Below are 21,101 nucleotides of genomic sequence, written 5' to 3' on the forward strand. Positions count from 1 at the left end.
AGCCGCTAGAGTGAGGACTTCTACATCAAGGAGCTGACCATGATCTTCGATGCCCACTGCCACATCATTGACCCACGCTTCCCCCTGATCGCCAATAACGGCTATCTACCGGACTCGTTCGGGGTCAGCGACTACCTGGCGAGCGTCAAACCGCTGGGTGTTCAGGGTGGCGCGGTGGTGTCCGGCTCCTTTCAAGGCTTCGATCAAGGCTATCTGCTCGCCGCGCTGAACAGCCTCGGCCCAGCCTTCGTCGGCGTTACCCAGTTGCCGGCCAGCGTGACCGATACCGAACTGGATACCCTGAATGCGGCCGGGGTGCGTGCGCTGCGCTTCAACCTGAAACGTGGCGGTTCTGAACAACTCGACCAGCTTGAAGCCCTCGCCCTGCGCGTTCATGAGCGCGTTGGCTGGCATTCGGAACTGTACATAGACTCTCGTGAGCTGGCTGAAATAGAAGCGCGCTTGCTGAGACTGCCGGCAATCAGCATTGATCATCTTGGATTGAGCGCCGAAGGACTGCCCATCGTGCTGCGATTGGCTGAACGCGGCGTGCGCGTCAAGGCCTGCGGCTTCGGTCGCGTGGACTTCCCTGTTCGAGACGCGCTCAGAGACATTCATGCCGCCAACCCCTGCGCCCTGATGTTTGGCACCGACCTGCCATCGACCCGGGCGCCGCGTCCTTTCCAGGCCGACGATATCGAGTTGCTGACAGATGCATTAGGCGAAAATGGCGCCCAGCAGGCTCTTTGGGAAAACGCGGCAAACTTCTATCGTCTGGGGTGAAAGCGCTGCCAGCCCTACGCGATGTCGACAAAACACGTAGGACAATTCTTAAATAAGTGACGTACCAGTCTCTAAATGCGATAAAAAACGCTGGAGCCGTTAGTCGATACCTGCCTGGATGGATTAAAGTATCGCCCCCAGCTCAGCGGTCACCCGACACAGCTGATAATCCTGCCAGGAACCGTCACCGATGGAGCATCGTGAAGCGCTGATAGCGCTGCGAACATTTCTTTCAACGCAGATCCTGGGCCAGGAAAAGCTGATCGAACGCCTGCTCATTGCCCTGCTCGCGGACGGCCACATGCTGGTCGAAGGCGCCCCTGGTCTGGCCAAGACCAAGGCCATCAAGGAACTGGCGGAAGGCATCGAAGCGCAGTTCCACCGCATCCAGTTCACCCCCGACCTGCTGCCCGCCGACATCACCGGCACGGAAATCTACCGTCCCGAAACCGGCAGTTTCGTGTTCCAGCAAGGGCCTATCTTCCACAACCTGGTGCTGGCGGACGAAATCAACCGTGCCCCGGCCAAGGTCCAGTCGGCGCTGCTTGAAGCCATGGCCGAGCGGCAGGTCAGCGTCGGTCGCAGCACCTATGACCTGTCTCCCCTGTTTCTGGTTATGGCGACCCAGAACCCTATCGAGCAGGAAGGCACTTACCCACTGCCCGAAGCCCAGCTCGACCGCTTTCTGATGCACGTCAAGATCGGCTTCCCGGATGCGGCCGTCGAACGCAAGATCCTTCAGCAGGCCCGTGGGGAAGCCCTCAATGGCGAAACCAAACCTGAACGCCGGGTCAGCCAGCAGGCGATCTTTGCCGCACGCAAGGAAATCCTCGGGCTTTACATGGCCGATGCGGTCGAGGAATACCTGGTGCAGCTGGTCATGGCTACCCGCACGCCCGCCAAATTCGACCCAGAACTCGCCGAATGGATTGCCTACGGGGCCAGCCCGCGCGGCTCCATTTCGCTGGACCGCTGTGCCCGCGCCCATGCCTGGCTGGCCGGCCGCGACTTCGTCAGCCCCGAGGACATTCAGGCGGTGCTATTCGATGTGCTGCGCCACAGGATCATCCTGTCGTTCGAAGCCGAAGCCGCAGGTATCGATCAGGATCGTGTGATTCAGCGCATCCTCGACGTCGTGGCCGTCGCCTGACCCCATGCAACCCTATCTGATCCCCCAACCGGGCATCCGCGTCAGCCTCAGCGATCTGATCGAGATGCGTCATCGGGTGCGGGAAGTGCAGCTGTTTTCAACACCCGGCAGGCGCAGCCCGTTGATCGGCCTGCACCACTCCAAGCTGCGCGGTCGTGGCGTGGATTTCGATCAGGTGCGGGTCTATCAGGCGGGTGACGACGTGCGCAGCATCGACTGGCGCGTGACCGCCCGCACTCAGGAGCCGCACACCAAACTGTTCCATGAAGAACGTGAGCGGCCCATTTTCATTCTGGTAGAACAAAGCCGGCGATTATTTTTCGGCTCGGGCCTGATGTTCAAATCGGTACTGGCCGCCCAGGCTGCTGCGCTGATCGGCTGGGCCGCGCTCGAACACAACGACCGGGTCGGCGGGCTGGTTTTCGGCGATGACGAGCACTACGAAATCAAACCACGGCGCAGCAAACAGAGCCTGCTGCAACTGCTCAACCGGCTGGTGCGGGTCAATCAGTCACTGCACACCGAAACCCCGCCGAACCGCGATGCCTTCGGTACTGCGCTACGCCGCGCCAGGGAAGTGCTGCGGCCCGGCAGCCTGGTGATCGTGCTATGTGACGAGCGCGCCTTGTCCGAGGCAGCCGAACAACAGTTGAGCCTCTTGTCCCGCCATAGCGACCTGCTGTTGCTGCCGCTCTCCGACCCGCTGGATCGCGCCCTGCCCGCTGCCGGCCTGCTGCGTTTTGCCGAACGCGGCGCGCAACTGGAACTCGACACCCTCAACCCCGAACTGCGTCGCGCTTACCGGCAACAGGGCGAGGACCGTTCCGCACGCTGGGAACTGCTGGCGCAGAAGCTGCGGGTATTGCTCATGCCATTGAGCACCCAGGCCGAGCTTGTTGAGCAATTGCGCGAATACCTCAATGCACAGCGCCCGGTGAAACGTAAATGAACCCGCTGGATCAGCTACAGCCGTTGATTGCCCCAGAGGCCGTTGGCTTCTGGCCGCCCGCGCCGGGCTGGTGGTTGCTGTTGCTGCTGATCCCTGCTGCGGGATGGGGCCTGTGGCGGTTGCGCAGGCTGCTGCCGATCAAGACAGGCAACGTGCGCAGCGAGCAACCGCTGGACCCGGTTCGTGTCGCGGCCCTCGCGGAGCTGGCCAACCTGCCCAAACCCTACGACGGCGCCCCGGCTGGCGCGTGGTTGCAACAGATCAACGGGCTGCTCAAACGCCTGTGCCGCAACCACTACCCGCACAGCCAGAGCCACACCCTCAATGGCCGCAAATGGCTGGCTTTTCTCGACAACCGCTGTCCGGCGGCGGGCCTGACACGCTGGATGATTCTGGTCGAAGGCGCTTACAAGCCGGAATGCAAACTGGACGACAAGGCCATCACCGGCCTGACCCAGGCGGTCGATACCTGGATTCGCAAACATGTTTGAGTTCGCCTGGCTCTGGGTCTTTGCCCTGCTGCCGCTGCCATGGCTGATGCGTGCCGTGCTGCCGGCCGCCGACAGCGGCGAACCCGCACTCAACGTCAGCTTTCTCAACGAACTCGAAGGGCTCAGCGGACGTCGCGCCAAGGCCAATCTGCCTGTGTGGCGCCAACGTGCGCCATTCCTGCTCATCTGGCTGTTGTTGTTGATCGCGGCGGCACGGCCCCAATGGCTGGGCGAACCGCTGCCAGTGGCTGCAAGCGGACGCGACCTGTTGGTGGCGGTCGACGTGTCGGGCTCCATGGATTACCCCGACATGCAGTGGAAAAACGACGAGGTCAGCCGACTGGTGCTGGTTCAGCAACTGCTCGGTGACTTTCTCGAAAGCCGCAAGGGTGACCGGGTCGGGCTGATTCTGTTTGGCACTCAGGCGTTTCTTCAAGCCCCGCTGACCTACGACCGACAGACCGTAAGGGTCTGGCTCGATGAGGCAAAAATAGGCATCGCCGGCAAGAATACCGCTGTTGGCGACGCCATAGGCCTGGCCCTGAAACGCCTGCGCATGCGGCCTGCCAACAGCCGTGTATTGGTGCTGGTCACCGATGGCGCCAACAATGCCGGTCAGATCGACCCGCTCACCGCCGCACGACTGGCAGCCGACGAAGGCGTGAAAATCTACACAATCGGCATCGGCTCGGACCCTGAAAAAAACGCGTTGCAGAGTGCGCTCGGCTTGAGCGCCAGCCTTGATCTGGATGAGCCGACCCTCAAGGAGATTGCCCGGCTGAGCGGTGGTCAGTATTTCCGTACTCGCGACGGCGACCAGCTGGAAAAGATCCGCGTTACCCTCGACTCACTGGAACCTGTCGCTCAACAGCCGACCCAGGCGCGTCCCGCGCTGGCGCTTTATCAATGGCCGCTGGCGGCCGCAGTGCTGCTGAGCGTGCTGTTGGTATTGCGAGCACTGTGGCCAAACAATGCACTGCAACGTCTGCTGACAATTGCCCGCTCCATTGACTGGCGTGAACGCTTCAGACGCCTTTGGAGACCGCAATGACTGCCGCTCTCTGGCCACACTGGCTTCGTCCCGAATGGCTGCTGCTCATGCCATTGCTGGCGCTGCTGATATGGCGCCTGTGGCATCGGCAGAAGCGCGCAGGACGCTGGCAGATGCTCCTGCCAACCCAGTTTCATGCCGTGCTGCTCAGCGGCGGGCGCGGCAGCAACAGCAAATTACCGTGGATCGCACTGGGGCTGGCGTGGCTGCTGGCGCTGTTTGCCCTGCTCGGCCCTGGCTGGCAGCGTGTCGAGCAAATCAGCCAAAAACCGGTGGACCCGCTGGTGGTGATACTGGAACTGACCCCACAGATGCTCGCCACCGATACATCGCCGACCCGCCTGGAACAGGCGCGACGCAAACTGCTGGACCTGCTGCAAAAACGTAGCGATGCGCAGACTGCAATCGTCGTCTATGCAGGCAGCGCGCATACGCTGGTGCCACTGTCCGATGACCTGGTCACCAGTCATAACCTGCTGGAAGCCATCAGACCGTCGATCATGCCAGTCACCGGCCAGCGTGCCGACCTGGCGGTACACAAGGCGCTGCACTTGCTCAAACAGGGCGCGCTGGGTCAGGGCCGTATCCTGTTGATCACCTCTTCGTTGAGCGAAACGGAACGTCAGGGCATACGTGAAGCGCTACGCGGGCGCTCGCCGCCGCTACTGATTCTTGGCGTCGGCACCGCTGAAGGCGCGCCGGTGACTCAGGAAAACGGCAGCCTGCTCAAGGACGATCAAGGCGCAATCATGGTGCCGCGTCTGGACAGCAAGAGCCTTGGCGAATTCGCCGATCAGGTCGATGGCAGCTATCATCAGGCACGAAATGATGAAGAGGACCTGCGCAGCCTCGGGCTGTTGACCAGCCCGCAACATGTGCGCAGCGATGGTCAGGTCGTCCAGCTTGATACCTGGGCTGATCAGGGGCACTGGTTTGTGCTGGCGCTGTTGCTGATTGCAGCACTGGCTGGTCGGCGCGGCTGGCTGTTCTGCCTGCCATTGATGTTCGTGTTTCCGCAAAACAGCCAGGCGTTTGAGTTTCAGGATCTGTGGCTGCGTCCGGATCAACAGGGCCAGCGACTGCTGGAGCAGCATCGACCGGCCGAGGCCGCGCAGCGCTTTGAGGACCCGCGCTGGAAAGGCGTGGCGCTCTACGAAGCGCAAGACTACGCCAGTGCCGCCCAGCAGTTCGCCCAGGGCACACTTGCACAGGATCACTACAATCGCGGCAACGCCTTGGCTCACAGTGGCGAGCTGGAGGCGGCACTGGACGCCTACGAACAGGCGCTGGATCGCCAGCCGGATTTCCCCGCTGCACAAAGCAACCGCGCAATGGTGCAAAACCTGCTCGATCAGGCAAATGTGCAAAAACCTGCGCAGGACGAACAGAACAAGGCCGATCAGGGCGAAGAAGGCCAGCAGGCGTCACAAGATCCGAACAGCAGCGCGGCGCCGGCCGACCAGACCCCGTCCCGCTCGGATCAACCCGGCACCAGCGAGAGCCTGCCGCCGGATACCAGCGGTCAGGCGACCGCTGGCGATAAGACGGATGATGAGCCAGCTACCCGCCCGCCTAACCAAAGCGCCGACAGCCCCATGACAGGCGAGCGGCGTCAGGAGCTGGAGCAGTGGCTGAGGCAGATTCCGGACGATCCGGGCGAACTGCTACGGCGCAAATTTCGCTACGAACAGCAACATCAGGAAAAAACCCGATGAGTCGCGTGTACACCTTACTGACCGGTCTGTTGCTGAGCCTGGTCACCTTGTCGCTGCAGGCCGCGCAACTGACAGCCAGCGTTGATCGCACGCACCTGAACGCCGGAGAAACTGTCGAGCTGACGCTGGAAACCGACGACGTCACGCAGTTTGGCAAACCCGACATGAGCCCGCTCAACGACAGCTTCGAGGTGCGCGACACTCGTCAGCTCAACAGCCTGAGAACCCTGGACGGCAGCAGTCAGGCAACGACGCGCTGGCTTGTAACTCTGTTGCCGCGCGCAACCGGCAGCGTGGTCATACCCGCGCTGCAACTGGGGGAGTTGAAAAGCCAGCCTCTGACGCTGCAAGTCATGCAGAGCGCCCCCACTGAATCGAGTAACAAGCTGGCCCCTATCTTCATCGAAGCGAGCCTGGACCAGGACAGCGTCTATGTTCAGGCGCAGGCCGTTCTGACCGTACGGGTCTACCACTCGGTGTCTCTGTTTGACGACAGCAGCCTGAGCCCCCTGCAAGTACCGGACGCGCGGGTCGAGAAACTAGGTGATTCACGCACCTACGAAAAGCTGATCAATGGGGTTCGGCACGGCGTGATCGAAACACGCTACGCGATCTATCCACAGCAGAGCGGTCTGCTGAACATTCCCGCGCAGGTCTTCAGCGCCACGCTGGTGCAGGCGCCTGCTGAAGGTTCCCAGGGCCAGGATGCCAATCCGTTCGGTCCACAGCCGGGCAAGCTGATGCGGGTCAAATCCGCCGAGGTGCCGCTGACGGTCAAACCCAAGCCTGCCAGCTATCCCGCCGACACCCCCTGGCTGCCGGCACGCAGCATCAGCCTCGAAGAGAACTGGAGCCCGGAGCCCGGCACTTCTCAGGTCGGCGACTCGCTGACCCGGACCCTGACCCTCAAGGCGGAAGGGCTGGCCGGCGCGCAACTGCCTCCACTGCCGCCCACCGAAGTGCCTGGCCTGCGGCGCTATCCGGACCAGCCGCAACTGCGCAACCTGCCCAGCGAGCGCGGCCTGATCGGCACCCGTGAAGAACGCGAAGCGCTGGTGCCCGGTCGGGCCGGTGCGATTGACCTGCCGGCAGTCGAAGTCACCTGGTGGAACACCCGCGAAGATTATCTGGAACACACCAGCCTGCCGGCGCGAACGCTGCAGATCAGCGCCAACCCCGGTCTGGCCGTAGACACACCCGTGAGCAGCGACATGGGCGGCGTAACAGTAATCGGCCCGCCGGTCTGGCCGTGGCAACTGAGCACGCTGCTGCTCGTCTGCACCACACTGCTGGGCTTTGCGTTGTGGTGGCGGGCCCGTGGCCAGCCGGCGATCGCCAGGACAGTGCAGACCGGGCCCAGCCCACGTAGCGTGCTGGATGACCTCAAGCGCGCCTGCATGGCCAACGACCCGCAGGGCACTCGCCAGGCGCTCGATGCGTGGGCGCGTCAACAGCCGGAAACCCTGGCCGAAATGGCCGCGCGCTTTGTGCCGCTCTCCGATGCGCTGGACGGTCTAAACGGTGCGCTCTACAGCGAGACCGGCAAACTGTGGCTGGGCGAAGACCTCTGGCGTGCTGTGCGCAAGCTGCCCGCCGCCGAACATATTCAGGACCCGGCAGGCGATGCCGGGTTGCCGCCGCTGTATCCCAAGTGAGGATGCAACGCAGGCAACACCTCTACATCACAAGGTAAACCAATGCGTCTGTTTCACACTTCCGACTGGCATCTGGGCCAGAACCTGCACGGTCAGGAGCGGGATTTCGAACACGCCTGCTTTCTGACCTGGCTGCTGGCCCGACTGGCCGAACGACAACCTGATGTGCTGCTGATCGCGGGCGATATTTTCGACACCGTCAACCCGCCGGTCAAAGCCCAGGAGCGCCTCTACGACTTCATCGTCAACGCCCATGAGCAACAGCCACTGCTGACTATCGTGATGATCGCGGGCAACCACGACTCCGGGTCGCGCATCGAACTGCCCGCACCGCTGATGCGCAGCCTGCGCACGCACGCGCTGGGCAGGGTGATGTGGCTGAACGATGGCGTGCTGGATGCCGAGCGCCTGCTCCTGCCGTTGCCTGACGCCAGGGGCGACATCAAGGCCTGGTGCCTGGCGCTGCCCTTCCTGCGCCCTGCCGAAGTCACCGGCCCGACGCTGGGCGATGATTACCTGCGCGGCATCGGCCGGGTTCATGAGTTGCTTATCGAGGCAGCCAATCTCAAGCGCCAGCCAGGGCAGGCGCTGATCGCCATCAGCCACGCGCACATGGCGGGCGGGTCGGTTTCGGAAGACTCCGAGCGCAGCCTGATCATCGGCAACGCCGAAGCCCTTCCCGCCAGCCTCTTCGGGTCAAGTATCACCTACGTCGCGCTGGGGCATCTGCACAAGCCTCAGCGTGTCAATGGCGAAGAACGTATCCGCTACAGCGGCTCGCCGATCCCGTTGTCATTTTCGGAAATCGGTTACCAGCATCAGATTCTCGAGATTAACTGCGACGGCGAAACCCTGACCAGCGTCGAGCCCTTTCTGATCCCGCGAGCCGTCAACCTGCAACGTCTTGGGCCTTCGCCACTGGCCGAACTGCTGGTGCAGCTCAAGGCACTGCCGGACGTCGACCTGCTCGCTGATCCGGATCGTCAGCCGTGGCTGGAAGTGCGCGTGCGCCTGGACGAACCGCAGCCGGACCTGCGCAACCAGATCGAAACCGCGCTGCAGGGCAAAGCCGTGCGACTGGTGCGCATCGGCGCCGAGTACGCTGGCAAAGGCAGTGTCGACGGCAGCGACAACGACGCAGCACTGATCGAGCTTGACCAGCTCACTCCTCAGGAATTGTTCAGCCGTGCCTGGCAGGACAACTATGGCAGCGAGGTGGACGAACAGACCCTCACCGATTTCGCCACATTGCTGCGTGAAGTCCAGCAAGAGAGCGAACAGTCATGAAAATTCTTGCCATTCGCCTGAAAAACCTCGCGTCGCTGGCGGGTCCGTTCGAACTGGATTTCACCGCAGAACCGTTGGCCAGTGCCGGATTGTTCGCCATCACCGGCCCTACCGGCGCGGGTAAAAGTACCCTGCTCGACGCTTTGTGCCTGGCGCTGTTCGGGGCCATTCCGCGGCTGAGCAATATCGGCCAGTCCAAGGTCCCGGATGTCGACGGCGACATCACCACCAGCGACCCGCGCACCTTGCTGCGCCGTGGCACCGGCAGCGGGTATGCCGAGGTGGATTTCATCGGCATCGATCAGCGCCGCTACCGCGCCCGCTGGGAAACCAACCGCGCACGCGACAATGCGACCAAGAAGCTGCAGGCCAGCCGCCAGATACTGACCGATCTGGACAGCGAGCAGGTCCTCAGCAACCAGAGCAAGCGTGAGTTCGAACAACTCATCGAAAACCGCTTGGGCTTGAACTTCGAACAGTTCACGCGTGCCGTCATGCTTGCCCAGAGTGAGTTCAGCGCGTTCCTGAAAGCAGATGACAAGGAACGCAGCGAACTGCTGGAAAAGCTCACCAACACTGCAATCTACAGCCAGCTCGGCCGGCGTGCCTACAGCAAAAGCAAGGAAGCAGAAGAAGCGCTGAAAACCCTGACCGCCCAGGCCAGCAACATTATCCCGCTGGCCCCGGAGCAACTGGTCGAGCTTGAACAGCGCCTTGCCAATGCACAGCAGCAGCTCAAGGCCCATCAAGCACAACAACGCCAGTTGGAACTCAAGCAGCAGTGGCTGATCGAGCTGCACCGCCTGCGTGACGAACAACTCGCGGCTCAGGAAAGCCTGACCCGTGCGCAACAGTCCTGGGACGAGCGCAGCGCTGAGCGTCAGACTCTCAGCCAGCTGGAACGCCTGGGCCCACAGCGACACCGTTTTGCCCGACGCCTGACCCTGAACGCCCTACTCACCCCGTTAGCTGAACAAATTCGACAGTTTCAGGCACAGCAAACTTCTCTGCAAAGCCAGCAACAGCAGTTGGAAACCCGGCGCACCGAGGCCCAGGCCAGCCTGCTGGCCGCCCAGCAGGCGCACGGTTTGGCAAAACCGCTGCTGCAACAGGCCTTTGATGCGCAGAACACCCTGAACCATCTGGCTCAGGAACTGGCCAAGGCTGCCGATTTACATCAGCAAACCGGACAACTGTGCGCTGAAGGTCAGGCCAGCCTGCAAACCTTGCTTGATCAGCAGCAACAGGTGGCACAGCGCCTCGAGCGTATCGCCACGCAGCTGGAGCAGAGCAGCCAACTGGCCCCGCTGGCGCAGGCGTGGAGCGCATGGCGTGACCGTTTGAAGTCCCTGACCCTGATCGCCAATCGGCTAAGGCATGGGCAAAGCGAACTGCCTGCCCTGCAACAACGTGCCAGCGACGCCGACCAACAGTTGACCGAACAGCGCCAGACGCTGGAATTGCTGTACCGCGAAGCCGACTGTGAAGTCGATGCGGTGACCGAGCAGGTGCAGATCCTCGGCAGCCTGTTGCAGGACAATCGCAAACAACAACGCGCATTCGAAGTCCTTGCGCGTTTGTGGGCCAGTCAACAGGAAGTGGACCATCAGTTTGCCGAGCTAGCTCAGCAACAGCTGGGTGCCCAGCAGCAACGCGAGCAGCTCAACACCGAGGGCATTCGCGTTCGCGACGAATTGACCGTCGCCGAACAGACCCTCAGCGTCACCCGGCAACTGCTGGAGCGTCAGCGTCTGGCCCGTAGCGCCAGTGTCGAAGAGTTGCGCGTGCAATTGCAGGACGACCAGCCCTGCCCGGTCTGCGGCAGCGTCGAACATCCCTGGCATCAGCCCGAGGCGCTGCTGCAAAGCCTTACCCACCATGACGACAACGAACAAGCCAGCGCGCAGAAAGCCGTCGACCTGCTGACCGAGCAACGTAATCATCTGCGCGAACAGGTCGGCGGCGTGATCGCCCGACAGAAAGAGCTGCTGCGCCAGCACGAGCAACTGACCCTGCGTCATCAGGCCCTGATGCCAGACCTTGAAGCGCATCCGCTTGCCGCTCAATTGCTGGATCGCGACCCGGACAAACGAGACGATTGGCTGAGCCAGCAACTGAGACAGTTGAACGACGTCATCGCGCGTGACGAGCAGCGTCAGGAGGCCTTGCTGACCTTGCAGAAAGACGCTGCGCGTTTGCAGCAGCAGCTCCAGACTGCGGCAGAAGCCAGCCAGACAGCTGCGCATCATGTCGCCGAACAACTCAAGCAACTGGACGTCGACCAACAGCGTCTGGAAGAAGAATTGACTGCGTTCACGCCACTGGTGTCGCCGCAGGTACTCGAAGGCCTGCGCAACGATGCCTCGGCAACGGTCATGCAGCTTGAACAGCAAGTGACTCAGCGGCTGGACCAGTTGGAGCAGCAGAACGAAGAGCAGCAGGAACAGCGCGAACGTCAGCAGAAGATCGAGAAAGAACAGATCGAGCAACAGGCCCGTCTGCAACGCCAGACCGAGCTGGCGCTGGACGTCATCCGGCTCGGCGAACAGCGCCAGGCCCGTCAGCAGACACTTGCCGATTTACTGGGCGACCATGCCACCGCCGAGCAATGGCAGCAGACCCTGGAAAACAGCATCGAGCAGGCACGTCAAGCCGAAGCATCGGCCGCCCAGACGCTTCAGGATCTGCACGGTAAGCTGATTCAACTGGCCGCCGAACTCAAATCGGGAATGCATCAGCAGCAGACCTTGCAGGATGAACTGGCGCAGCTCGACGTTCAGATCGGTGAATGGCGTGCTCAGCATCCGCAACTGGACGACGCGGCGCTCGACACTCTGCTGACTTACGATGACGCACATGTCGAACAACTGCGTCAGCAATTGCAGAGCATCGAAAAGAATCTGGAACAGGATAAGGTCTTGCTCCAGGAGCGGGATCAGCGCCTGCAACAGCATCAGGCCCAGCACAGCGACTTGAGCGACGCCGGGCAACTGACCGCCGAGCTGCAAGGGGCTCAGGAGCAACTGGCACAAAGTGAACAGCATTGTGCGGACCTGCGCGCCGAACTCAGTGAAGATCAGCGCCGGAGAAACGCCAACAGCGAGCTTCAGGCGCGCATCACCGAAGCCAACGACGAATACCTGCGCTGGGCACGACTGGCGGCACTGATCGGCTCTGCCGAAGGCGACCGATTTCGCAAGATCGCTCAGGCCTACAACCTCGATCTGCTGGTCCATCATGCCAATGCACAGCTCAAGCAACTGGTGCGGCGCTACCGCCTGAAACGCGGCGGCAGCATGCTTGGCCTGCTGGTCATGGACACCGAGATGGGCGACGAACTGCGCTCGGTCCACTCGCTCTCGGGTGGGGAAACCTTCCTCGTCTCGCTGGCGCTGGCGCTGGGCCTGGCGTGGATGGCCTCCAGCACCTTGCGCATCGAATCCCTGTTCATCGACGAAGGCTTCGGCAGCCTGGACCCGGAATCACTGCAGTTGGCAATGGACGCGCTGGACGGCTTGCAGGCACAGGGCCGCAAAGTCGGCGTGATCTCCCATGTGCAGGAAATGCACGAACGTATTCCGGTGCAGATCAAGGTACGTCGTCAGGGCAATGGGTTGAGCACGATTGAGGTAGGCAGTACATGACGCCGGTGCTGTACTCCTTCCGCCGTTGCCCCTATGCCATGCGTGCACGCATGGCATTGCATTACGCAGACTGCGTGGTGGATGTCCATGAAGTCAGCCTGAAAGCCAAGCCCGCCGAGATGCTGGAGCGATCGCCGAAGGGCACCGTCCCGGTTCTGGTGCTTGAAGACTGGGTGATCGAGCAGAGCCTGGACATTATGCGCTGGGCACTTGCCCAACAAGACCCTGATGACTGGCTATTGGCGAATGATCCCCAAGGGCCAACGCAAATCGCAGCTTTGATCACAGAGAATGATGAGGTCTTCAAGCTGCATCTGGACCGCTATAAATATTCGGTGCGCTACCCCGAGCACTCACCGCAACATTATCGCGAGCAGGGTGAAGTGTTCCTGCAAATCCTGGAACACCGACTGCAATCGCAAAGGTTTCTGGTCAGCGAACACCTGACACTGGCCGACGTCGCCATCGCCCCTTTCATACGACAGTTTTGCTTTGTTGATCCGGAGTGGTTCGAACAAAGTCTGTACCCTGCCCTGCGAGCCTGGTTGCAGCGGTTATTGCGGTCTGAGTTATTTGCAGTCGTGATGAGCATCAAGGTGTGATGAGAACGACAACTTATTAATTCATGCATCGTCATTAGCGCGAGACAATGCGGAATTTGACAGATGGCAGCAGGTGACCTATTTTATTTCCGTGAAATGCATCGATCGACGAAAAACGCTCATGCAATTCCAAGCAGGCTCAGGGAGCCATATGCTTACAAGGAGCGGTGGGTACAGAGTGTTCACTATCTGTTACCTATCAGTAATAGAGGAAAGCAAATTTATTTAGAATAGATTTGCCAGTGTTTGGTTGTGACCTTTCTATGCCTTTGACACGCACCTGCGCACGCTTCAATAAACATGCCCACCCAGGCAACGCCCCGGCTGATGGCCGCGCTGCGAGCAGCCTTCTCCGCTGTATTTTATTTGCATTTACATTCTCCCCTCATCCTTAAAAATCTGATCCGTTATCAGAGAGCTGCTGCGGTGCCAACAATCGATTGGGTAGTTTGCCTTGCCTGATGTCTTTGAGCACCCCTCTCAAACTGGGCGTCATCGCACCGAACATATTTACTGATTGGTTACACAGGAGTCCGCATCATGTGGTGGAAGCATATTGCCCAAAAAATTCAGGAAAGAACTGCCGACGATAACAGTATCGTTGCAATGGGCGCAGGTTTCGGGCCCTCAGGGTTCCCCCACATAGGCACGTTATGTGAAGTGCTGCGGGTAAGCATTGTGAAGACAGCATTTGAAAGACTTTCGGGTAAAGAAACTCGCCTGTTTATTATCTCCGACGACATGGATGCATTAAGGAAGATACCTGCGACTTTCCCAAAGACTGTGTCCCTTGAAAATTACCTGGGTGTACCTTTATGCGACATAGCCGATCCCTTTCAGCAAGCGTCCAGCCTATCAGCAGGTATCAATAAGCGCCTCGACAGCGCATTAGCGCCTTACACACTCGATTATCAATTAATTGAGAACAGCTCACTTTATCGGTCGGGCTACTACAACACGACGATCAGAAAATTCCTGCTGCAGATGGACACGCTCAATCAGGTTATTGCCTCACGCCTCGGAGTGAACCGTAGAAAAAGCTACAGCCTATTTATGCCCATCTCGCGTCATTCTGGCCGTGTCATTGAACACCTTGTCATCCAGAGCGTGGATCTGAGCCGTGGAGAGATTGTCTATACCATTCCACCTGACTTACTGATCAATCGCCCTGGCGAAGAATACAGCATCACATCTCAGGAATACTATGCAGACGAACCGATTGGCGAGAACATCACCGTTTCTGTACTGGACGGTCACTGTAAACTGCAGTGGAAAGCCGATTGGGCTATGCGATTGATCCACCGTAATACCGCTTTTGAAATGCATGGCGAGGACCTGACAGACTCAGCCAATACGGTGCGTGATATCTGCAAGGTCTTAGGTGTACAACCTCCACTTCTGATGAGGTACGGCCTGTTCACAGATATGACTGGGCATAAAATATCCAAGAGCAAAGGTAATGGTTTCTCGCTGAATCAGGTCAGCCGCTACATGCCAGAAGAAGCGCTGCAACATTTCATGTTCAACAACCCTTATCGGACCACTCGATTCCACCCTGAGGTTTCTGTAAAGGCATATGACAGCTACCGTGCTGACCATGCACGCCTAGACAAGGATCAGCCTGACAACCCGATTAACTATTTTCATCGTATTCCGGCCCATGCTAAACGCTTAACCACCTACCGAACGATGATGAATATTTTCACCGCCTGCCACCCTGAAGACCTTGATACCGCCTACCACTACTTGCTCAAGCACGAAAAAACCAGGCACGACATTATTAATGATGACACCTTTGCGACAGTGATAGAAAAAGCATTTGCATATTATAAAGACGTCATCGCGCCTGCGTATCGTCCGCGTCTGTTGGATACACAGTCAGCCGCCTTACTGCACTCGTTTTCAGCGCAATTAAAGCGCCTTGATGTAAAAAACAAGTTCATCACCTGCCTGCTGCTCAAACCGATAGTTGACAGTGTTGGATTTCGCTGTCAACGGGATGCCTACAAAACGATATATGCGTGCCTGTTTGGAGACGAACATGGTCCCCGACTTGCTGAATATATCAACTTTCTGGGGGTGCAGGCTTTTTGTAAAAAACTTGACTCAAGGATCCAACAAGCTGTTCATGATAGGGAGTATGACCCGATGAAAGAAGACACACACGCGAGCCAGGAAGCCTTGCAAATGTCCGATGCAGCGAACCATACGGCCAAATCCGAAACGTTAAACACATCGGATCAAGCGCCGGAAGCTATCGATTTTGACGAGATCAAGGCACGCGCAGAAGCGTATGCACTACACTTAAGAAGCCATAGCGAGTCTATCGCAGAAAGCCTTTCCGGCTTTGAATGCTACAACGTGGCAGTGGATGAAATAGAACGCTGTATCGAGTTCCTGGAAAATATTGAGTTGAACAGATCATTCTTTGAGCGCCGGGTGAACTGTGTCACAAGCTACCTGCCACTCAACCAGCCAATTTACGCAACGACGTGCTTTGGCATTATTCCTTCGCTACTGGCCCGCTCAGCATGGCTTCGGCCTCCAACTGCCATGCACCCGCATTATAAAAAATTGCTGAATCCGTTAAAACTCGACCACTTCTTTCCCAACTTACATGTCTCTTTTGCCGACAAAGATACGTTTGTTAGTCAAACCGCAGCGATCTCGGACGCGGTGATTTTTACCGGCACCCCGGAAAATGCAGCCAAGGTCAGAAAATCTTACTTGAAACGGACGCTCTTCATTCTTAACGGCGCAGGTCATAACCCCTTGGTAGTGGCAGCCGATGCCTGCATCACGACGGCCGTGGAAAGCGCTTTGAGAGTCGTATTATATAACCAAGGCCAGGATTGCGCTGGGCCTAATAGTATTATGGTGCACGTTGAGGCCTACCCTGAATTCATTCGACAGCTGCGCAAAGAACTGACCCGGTGTGAAGGTCTTGTAGGCGATTACAAGTGCAAGAAAAATATTGTCGGACCCAACAGTGATCCCGACCATACGCTGAAAGTCATGAAAATGTTCAGAGACTGTCGTGAACACTGCACCTATGGTGGCGAAATAAACCCTGTCAGCGGGTTGATCAGACCGACAATATTCGAGCGACCCTTGTCTTTAGGCGGCAACTACAAAGAGTTTTTTGCACCCGTATTTTTTGTACAACTTTATAGCGACGATGCTGAACTGGCGTCCTATTTTGAACACCCACTTTATTCACCAAACTCTATGTACATCTCCCTGTTTGGCAGCAGCGATTATATCAGCGGCCTCATTGAGCAAGGAAAACACGACCCCTGCACAGTGCTAAGTAATACCGACCTGCACATTGTCGAAAAAGGTTACGCCCCTTATGGTGGACAGGGTGTCGCGGCCTCGTGTCTTTATGTAAACGGCGTGCGCATCGCCAAACCGACCTTACCGCAACGTGATATCCACGAACATCTGGTTGCGCACCCACACCACTAACGTGGCTTTCAATGACCCAGTCAGTCAGAGGCATGAGTGATGAACAGAGTGTTGTTGGCGGCGCTTATCCTCGGCGTCTCCATTGTCGGTTTGAGCATTGGTTCGACCGTACCGGTGGTGGCGTTGCGCCTTTACCAGGCAGGGGCATCAAATGTACACATAGGCATCATGTCTGCGCTGCCGGCGGCGGGGATGATGTTATCAGCATTTATTGTGGAACGGCTCTGCAAACACTTGAGCCGCCGCCATATCTACCTGTATTGCTTCAGCCTTTCCACACTGAGTATTGCTGCACTGGAAGTGCTTCCCTCATCGCTGGCAATTCTGGCAGTCGCCAGGCTGACGATGGGGCTGGCAGCGGGGACCATCATTATTCTGGGAGAGTCATGGGTCAATGAAATTGCCATGGACTCGTACCGGGGGAGGATTGTCGCGATCTACACGACATGCTTCACGGTCTTTCAGCTGCTTGGGCCAGCGATGGTGTCAGTGTTTGGCACTGCCGGAGCGCAGGTGAACGGCGTAGTCATCGCCGGACACTTTGTAGCGCTGGCGGTTATCTGGTTCATTCTACCCAGCCACATGACCGGGCCGGGTGACAGCAAAGACAAAACATTCTCGGTACTTGGCTTTATTCAAGTCGCACCCGCCTTGTGCATGGGAATCATTTTTTTCTCGTTTTTCGACAGCGTCATTCTATCGCTGTTCCCGGTTTATGCTGCTGACCATGGCTATACGATCAAACTCGCGGCATTGATGGTGACCGTTATCCTGCTGGGAGACGCGATGTTTCAGTTTCCACTGGGCTGGCTGTCGGACAAAGTTTCAAGGCCTGCGGTTTATCTTGGATGTGGCGTACTGTCTCTGGTCATCGGAATGAGCATGTCCTGGTTGATGAATTACCCGCTGCTCATATGGCCATGTCTAGCAGTGCTGGGTGCAGTGGCAGGCGGTGTTTATACCTTGGCAATCATTCTCATCGGCGAGAAGTTCACGGGCCGAGACCTGATAACCGCCAATGCAAGTGCCGGCCTCCTATGGGGAGTAGGTAGCTTGCTCGGCCCTTTGGTCAGCGGAGTAGTAATGACAGGCAACGCAAATGGCCTGCCATTGACACTATCAGCAGCAGCACTACTGTTCGTCTTCTTTGCGCTGCAGTTGCTGAGGAAAACCGCTCGGGTCAAGGCATTCCTATAAGTGTAAGTACAATGGAGGCCTAACACTCACTGAGGCAATGCACCTGACTCACAATCAACTCACTGGGCGGTTTTGTGATCCAGAGCGGCGTAAAAGTTGGCGCTTTGCTGCAGGTATTTAGTGGTGTAGGTCTGGGTGGCGTGAGCTTTCTTGTCGCTTACTTCCACACTTGCGCTGGCGGGCAGCACGACGCTTGCCGAAATGGCTGATGCAGCGATGATGGAGAAAAGATTGAAGTTCATGTCGGTCACCCCTCGTTGTCTGTCTGTGCATGGGTTTGAAGCGTTGGCCGTCTTTGGCCGTGACTCAAACTTACGCCCGAGGGGTGGCTCAGCAGAAATCTTTTGTAGCACTAACCCATATCACCAAGAATGATGACGGCTCCAGCCCCTGACTCTGGAGGGCTGAAGCCGACGGGCCTTACTTGTCAGTCAGAAAATACAGATACGACGGTGTATCCACATCGAGTTTCTGCACCGTGTCGCCGAGCATCCCGCTTTGCGGATCGCGGCGTACGGTCACGATCTGGTTGCTCTTCTGATTGGCAAACAGCATGAACTTGCCGGTCGGGTCAAAGGCAAATTCGCGAGGCTCCTTGCCTTCGAGGGAACGACGCTGAATTTCTTCAAGCTTGCCGCTGGCCTGATCGATCCGGAACACCACGACCTGATTGGCTTCACCACGATTGGTCACATACAGAAACTTGCCATCCGGCGAGGTGTGCAAGGCGCCTCCACCGTTTTTCTGCTCAACACCTTTGTTCTTCAAATCGACCAGTTGGGTCTGCTTGAAGACACCGTCATGGTAGTCAAACACGGCGACCTGGGCGGTCATCTCCAGCACCAGCCAGGCATGTTTGCCATCAGCACTGAACAGGGTATGGCGTGGTCCTGTACCGCCTGGCAACTGCACGAAAGGCTCTTTGGCTGGCTGCAGCGGCTTGGTCTGGCTGGCGTCGTAGCGGTACACGAACAGCTTGTCGGCGCCCAGGTCGGCAGTCACCACATACTTGTCATCCGGGGTCGGCACGGCCAGATGCACATGCGACGACATCTGCCGCTCACTGTCGACCTTGCTTCCAGGCCCCAGCGGCAGGACCTGAACGGCCTCGCTCAACTTGCCGTCCTTGCCCACTGGCACCACTGTCAGCGCGCCACCGGGGTCAGGGTTTACTGCGTAGTTGGCAACGAACAGGTAGCGACCGTCGCGGCTCAGACTGGAGTGCGTGGGTTCTTCGCCACGGCTTTGGACCTGATTGACGGGCGTTATCTGACGGGTTTTCGGGTCGATGGCAAAGCTGCTGACCTTGCCGATCACATCCTTCTGGCCCGGTCCGTTCTCGTTGACCGCGAACAGATAACGCTGGTCTCGAGATAACGTCAGCCAGGAAGGGTTATCGGATTTGACGACCTGCAGCGGCTTGGCGTCGATCATCCCGGTTTCGCTATTGAAGCCAAAACGGTAGATCCCTTCACTCTTTCCTTGTGTGTAGGAACCCATCAGCAACTCAGTGTCGGGCATAGGCTGGGCCTGCAGGGAAAATGCGCTCATGGCACTGGCAATCGCCAGCCATGGCAGAAGTTTATGGGGCATGGGGGCATCCATTTTGTTAGCGAATGTAGTGCCTGTTACGGCACTGTCGGGTCTATGACAGCGCCAGCCCGCATTTAATCAATCCTGCGCAGAATCATCTTCGTCCGAAGGGGTGAAAGCGTCGAGGCAGATGATCCGGTGATCGGCATTGCCATCGTTGACGACCCAGCTTTGCAGGGATTCATCGAATGTTGCAGCTTCGACCTGGGCTTTGCTGAAACGCCATACCTTGCGCTCGCGGCCGTCCATGCATTCAACGTTCAGTTCATCACCCAAGGAGAAGTCCCAGGCGTGCAGACCGTCGATTTCCAGCATGGTGGTGGCTTCGAGGGCGGCGAACAGCGTGGTTGGCGAAGTGGTCATGATGGTTATCCTGCCTGCAAAAGCGCGAATGATAGGGCAAAGGCAGGGGGAGATACACCGCTGATCGCCTTGCTACTCGGTCAAGAGCGCACAGAACGGCATGCCAGCGCGGGACGCAGGCATGCCGAAGACCAGCATCACAATTTGCCGATACCGCCTGGCTGAAACACCGCTTCGCTCGGTGCCAGGCCGTTGATCAGCGGCTGACCGAACTCGGCCTGGCTGACCTCGAAGCGATCCCCCGGCTGAGTGCGCACGCCATCGGCAAACGACAGGGTCGCGGTGCCGAAAAAATGCACATGGACGTCGCCGGGCCTGAGGAACTGGGCGTATTTGAAATGGTGGTATTCGAGGTTTTCCAGGCTGTGGCACATGTTCGCTTCGCCGCTGAGAAATTCCTTTTCCCACAGCACCTTGCCGTCACGCCAGATGCGGCTGGTGCCCGTCAGGCTTTGTGGCAAATCGCCCACACGCAACTCCGGCCCGAACGAACAGGCGCGCAGCTTCGAATGCGCCAGATACAGGTAGTTGCGACGTTCCATGACGTGGTCGGAGTACTCGTTGCCAATGGCGAAACCCAGACGATAAGGCTTGCGATCATGGCCGATCACATACAACCCACTCAGCTCCGGTTCCTCGCCGCCATCTTCGGCAAACGGAGGCAGTGAAAACGAGTGGCCCGGACGCACGACAATGCTGCCATCGCCCTTGTAGAACCACTCCGGTTGCACACCGGCCTGCCCCGCCGCTGGCTTGCCGCCTTCAACGCCCCATTTGAAGATGCGCATGGTGTCAGTCATCGACGCCTCATCGCCGGCCTGCTGGTGCATCTTGTCGCGCGCCGACGCGCTGCCGAGGTGAGTCAGCCCGGTGCCACTGACCAACACGTGCGCCGGATCAGGATGGTCTAGCGGCGGCAGGATGCGCAGGTCACTCAGCAGTTGCGAATAATCATGAGTTTCGCCAACGCCACGCTGTTCGACCTGATGCGCCAGCACAGAGCCCGCCTCGATAGCCGCCAATGCCAACTCGCGGACACTCTCGACTCCCTGCACTTCACGCACCTGATCACCGTCGACCAGCCCGACACGGCGCTGACCATTGCTCAATTCAAACTGTACTAACCGCATGAAAATCTCCTTCCAGAATAGTG

Annotated in this window: 16 protein-coding genes and 1 pseudogene; 13 read left to right on the top strand and 4 right to left on the bottom strand. The window is 58.5% G+C overall.

Translation table 11 applies throughout. The annotated features are described in order from the left end of the window. Positions 1-33: 33 nt before the first annotated feature. From POR16_RS16145 to POR16_RS27125, 13 genes and pseudogenes are all read left to right on the top strand, one after another. On the top strand, positions 34-783 hold the full coding sequence (locus POR16_RS16145; RefSeq protein ID WP_042932408.1) for an amidohydrolase family protein: 750 nt from the start codon (positions 34-36) through the stop codon (positions 781-783). Positions 784-973: 190 nt separating this feature from the next. After that, the gene (locus POR16_RS16150) at positions 974-1,933 is read left to right on the top strand and encodes an AAA family ATPase (protein WP_002554476.1); all 960 of its coding nucleotides are present in this window, start codon (positions 974-976) and stop codon (positions 1,931-1,933) included. A gap of 4 nt (positions 1,934-1,937) precedes the next feature. Then, a complete protein-coding gene (locus tag POR16_RS16155) occupies positions 1,938-2,882 on the top strand; it encodes a DUF58 domain-containing protein (RefSeq protein WP_005892391.1) in 945 nt (314 codons plus the stop codon). Next, positions 2,879-3,373, top strand: coding sequence for a DUF4381 domain-containing protein (locus POR16_RS16160; protein ID WP_005892389.1), 495 nt, complete (start codon positions 2,879-2,881; stop codon positions 3,371-3,373). The genes POR16_RS16155 and POR16_RS16160 overlap by 4 nt, the downstream gene beginning before the upstream one ends. Continuing rightward, positions 3,366-4,424 (top strand): vWA domain-containing protein, encoded by a 1,059-nt coding sequence (locus POR16_RS16165; RefSeq protein ID WP_005892387.1) that lies wholly within the window; start codon positions 3,366-3,368, stop codon positions 4,422-4,424. The genes POR16_RS16160 and POR16_RS16165 overlap by 8 nt, the downstream gene beginning before the upstream one ends. Then, complete coding sequence (locus POR16_RS16170) at positions 4,421-6,139, top strand: VWA domain-containing protein (protein WP_024669745.1); 1,719 nt, start codon at positions 4,421-4,423, stop codon at positions 6,137-6,139. The genes POR16_RS16165 and POR16_RS16170 overlap by 4 nt, the downstream gene beginning before the upstream one ends. Further along, positions 6,136-7,794, top strand: a complete 1,659-nt coding sequence (locus tag POR16_RS16175; protein ID WP_042932406.1) for a BatD family protein — start codon at positions 6,136-6,138, stop codon at positions 7,792-7,794. Before POR16_RS16170 ends, POR16_RS16175 begins: the two co-directional genes overlap by 4 nt. A gap of 42 nt (positions 7,795-7,836) precedes the next feature. Then, complete coding sequence (locus POR16_RS16180; RefSeq protein WP_005892380.1) at positions 7,837-9,081, top strand: exonuclease SbcCD subunit D C-terminal domain-containing protein; 1,245 nt, start codon at positions 7,837-7,839, stop codon at positions 9,079-9,081. Then, positions 9,078-12,725 carry an AAA family ATPase gene (locus POR16_RS16185; protein ID WP_005892377.1) on the top strand — a complete coding sequence of 1,216 codons (3,648 nt, stop codon included), beginning with the start codon at positions 9,078-9,080 and terminating at the stop codon, positions 12,723-12,725. The genes POR16_RS16180 and POR16_RS16185 overlap by 4 nt, the downstream gene beginning before the upstream one ends. Beyond that, positions 12,722-13,327: a glutathione S-transferase gene (locus tag POR16_RS16190; RefSeq protein WP_122312689.1), complete on the top strand. Its 606-nt coding sequence runs from the start codon at positions 12,722-12,724 to the stop codon at positions 13,325-13,327. Before POR16_RS16185 ends, POR16_RS16190 begins: the two co-directional genes overlap by 4 nt. 540 nt (positions 13,328-13,867) lie before the next feature. Continuing rightward, on the top strand, positions 13,868-16,795 hold the full coding sequence (locus tag POR16_RS16195; RefSeq protein WP_122381122.1) for an aldehyde dehydrogenase family protein: 2,928 nt from the start codon (positions 13,868-13,870) through the stop codon (positions 16,793-16,795). A gap of 39 nt (positions 16,796-16,834) precedes the next feature. Next, positions 16,835-17,365: pseudogene (locus POR16_RS27120) on the top strand (MFS transporter); the annotation flags it as partial. 87 nt (positions 17,366-17,452) lie between these two features. Then, on the top strand, positions 17,453-17,992 hold the full coding sequence (locus POR16_RS27125) for an MFS transporter (RefSeq protein ID WP_420376866.1): 540 nt from the start codon (positions 17,453-17,455) through the stop codon (positions 17,990-17,992). Positions 17,993-18,051: 59 nt separating this feature from the next. Here the strand turns inward: POR16_RS27125 and POR16_RS16205 are convergent, their stop codons facing one another. The 4 genes from POR16_RS16205 to araD1 form a co-directional block, all read right to left on the bottom strand. Further along, on the bottom strand, positions 18,052-18,234 hold the full coding sequence (locus tag POR16_RS16205) for a hypothetical protein (protein ID WP_005892360.1): 183 nt from the start codon (positions 18,232-18,234) through the stop codon (positions 18,052-18,054). Between the two features lie 178 nt (positions 18,235-18,412). Next, complete coding sequence (locus tag POR16_RS16210) at positions 18,413-19,585, bottom strand: lactonase family protein (protein ID WP_005892358.1); 1,173 nt, start codon at positions 19,583-19,585, stop codon at positions 18,413-18,415. Between the two features lie 78 nt (positions 19,586-19,663). Next, the gene (locus tag POR16_RS16215) at positions 19,664-19,948 is read right to left on the bottom strand and encodes a DUF5629 family protein (RefSeq protein ID WP_005892356.1); all 285 of its coding nucleotides are present in this window, start codon (positions 19,946-19,948) and stop codon (positions 19,664-19,666) included. Positions 19,949-20,085: 137 nt separating this feature from the next. Further along, positions 20,086-21,078, bottom strand: coding sequence for an AraD1 family protein (araD1, locus tag POR16_RS16220; protein WP_053486225.1), 993 nt, complete (start codon positions 21,076-21,078; stop codon positions 20,086-20,088). Positions 21,079-21,101 lie beyond the last annotated feature (23 nt).

The organism is Pseudomonas coronafaciens pv. oryzae str. 1_6 (assembly GCF_000156995.2).
GTDB lineage: Bacteria > Pseudomonadota > Gammaproteobacteria > Pseudomonadales > Pseudomonadaceae > Aquipseudomonas > Aquipseudomonas tremae.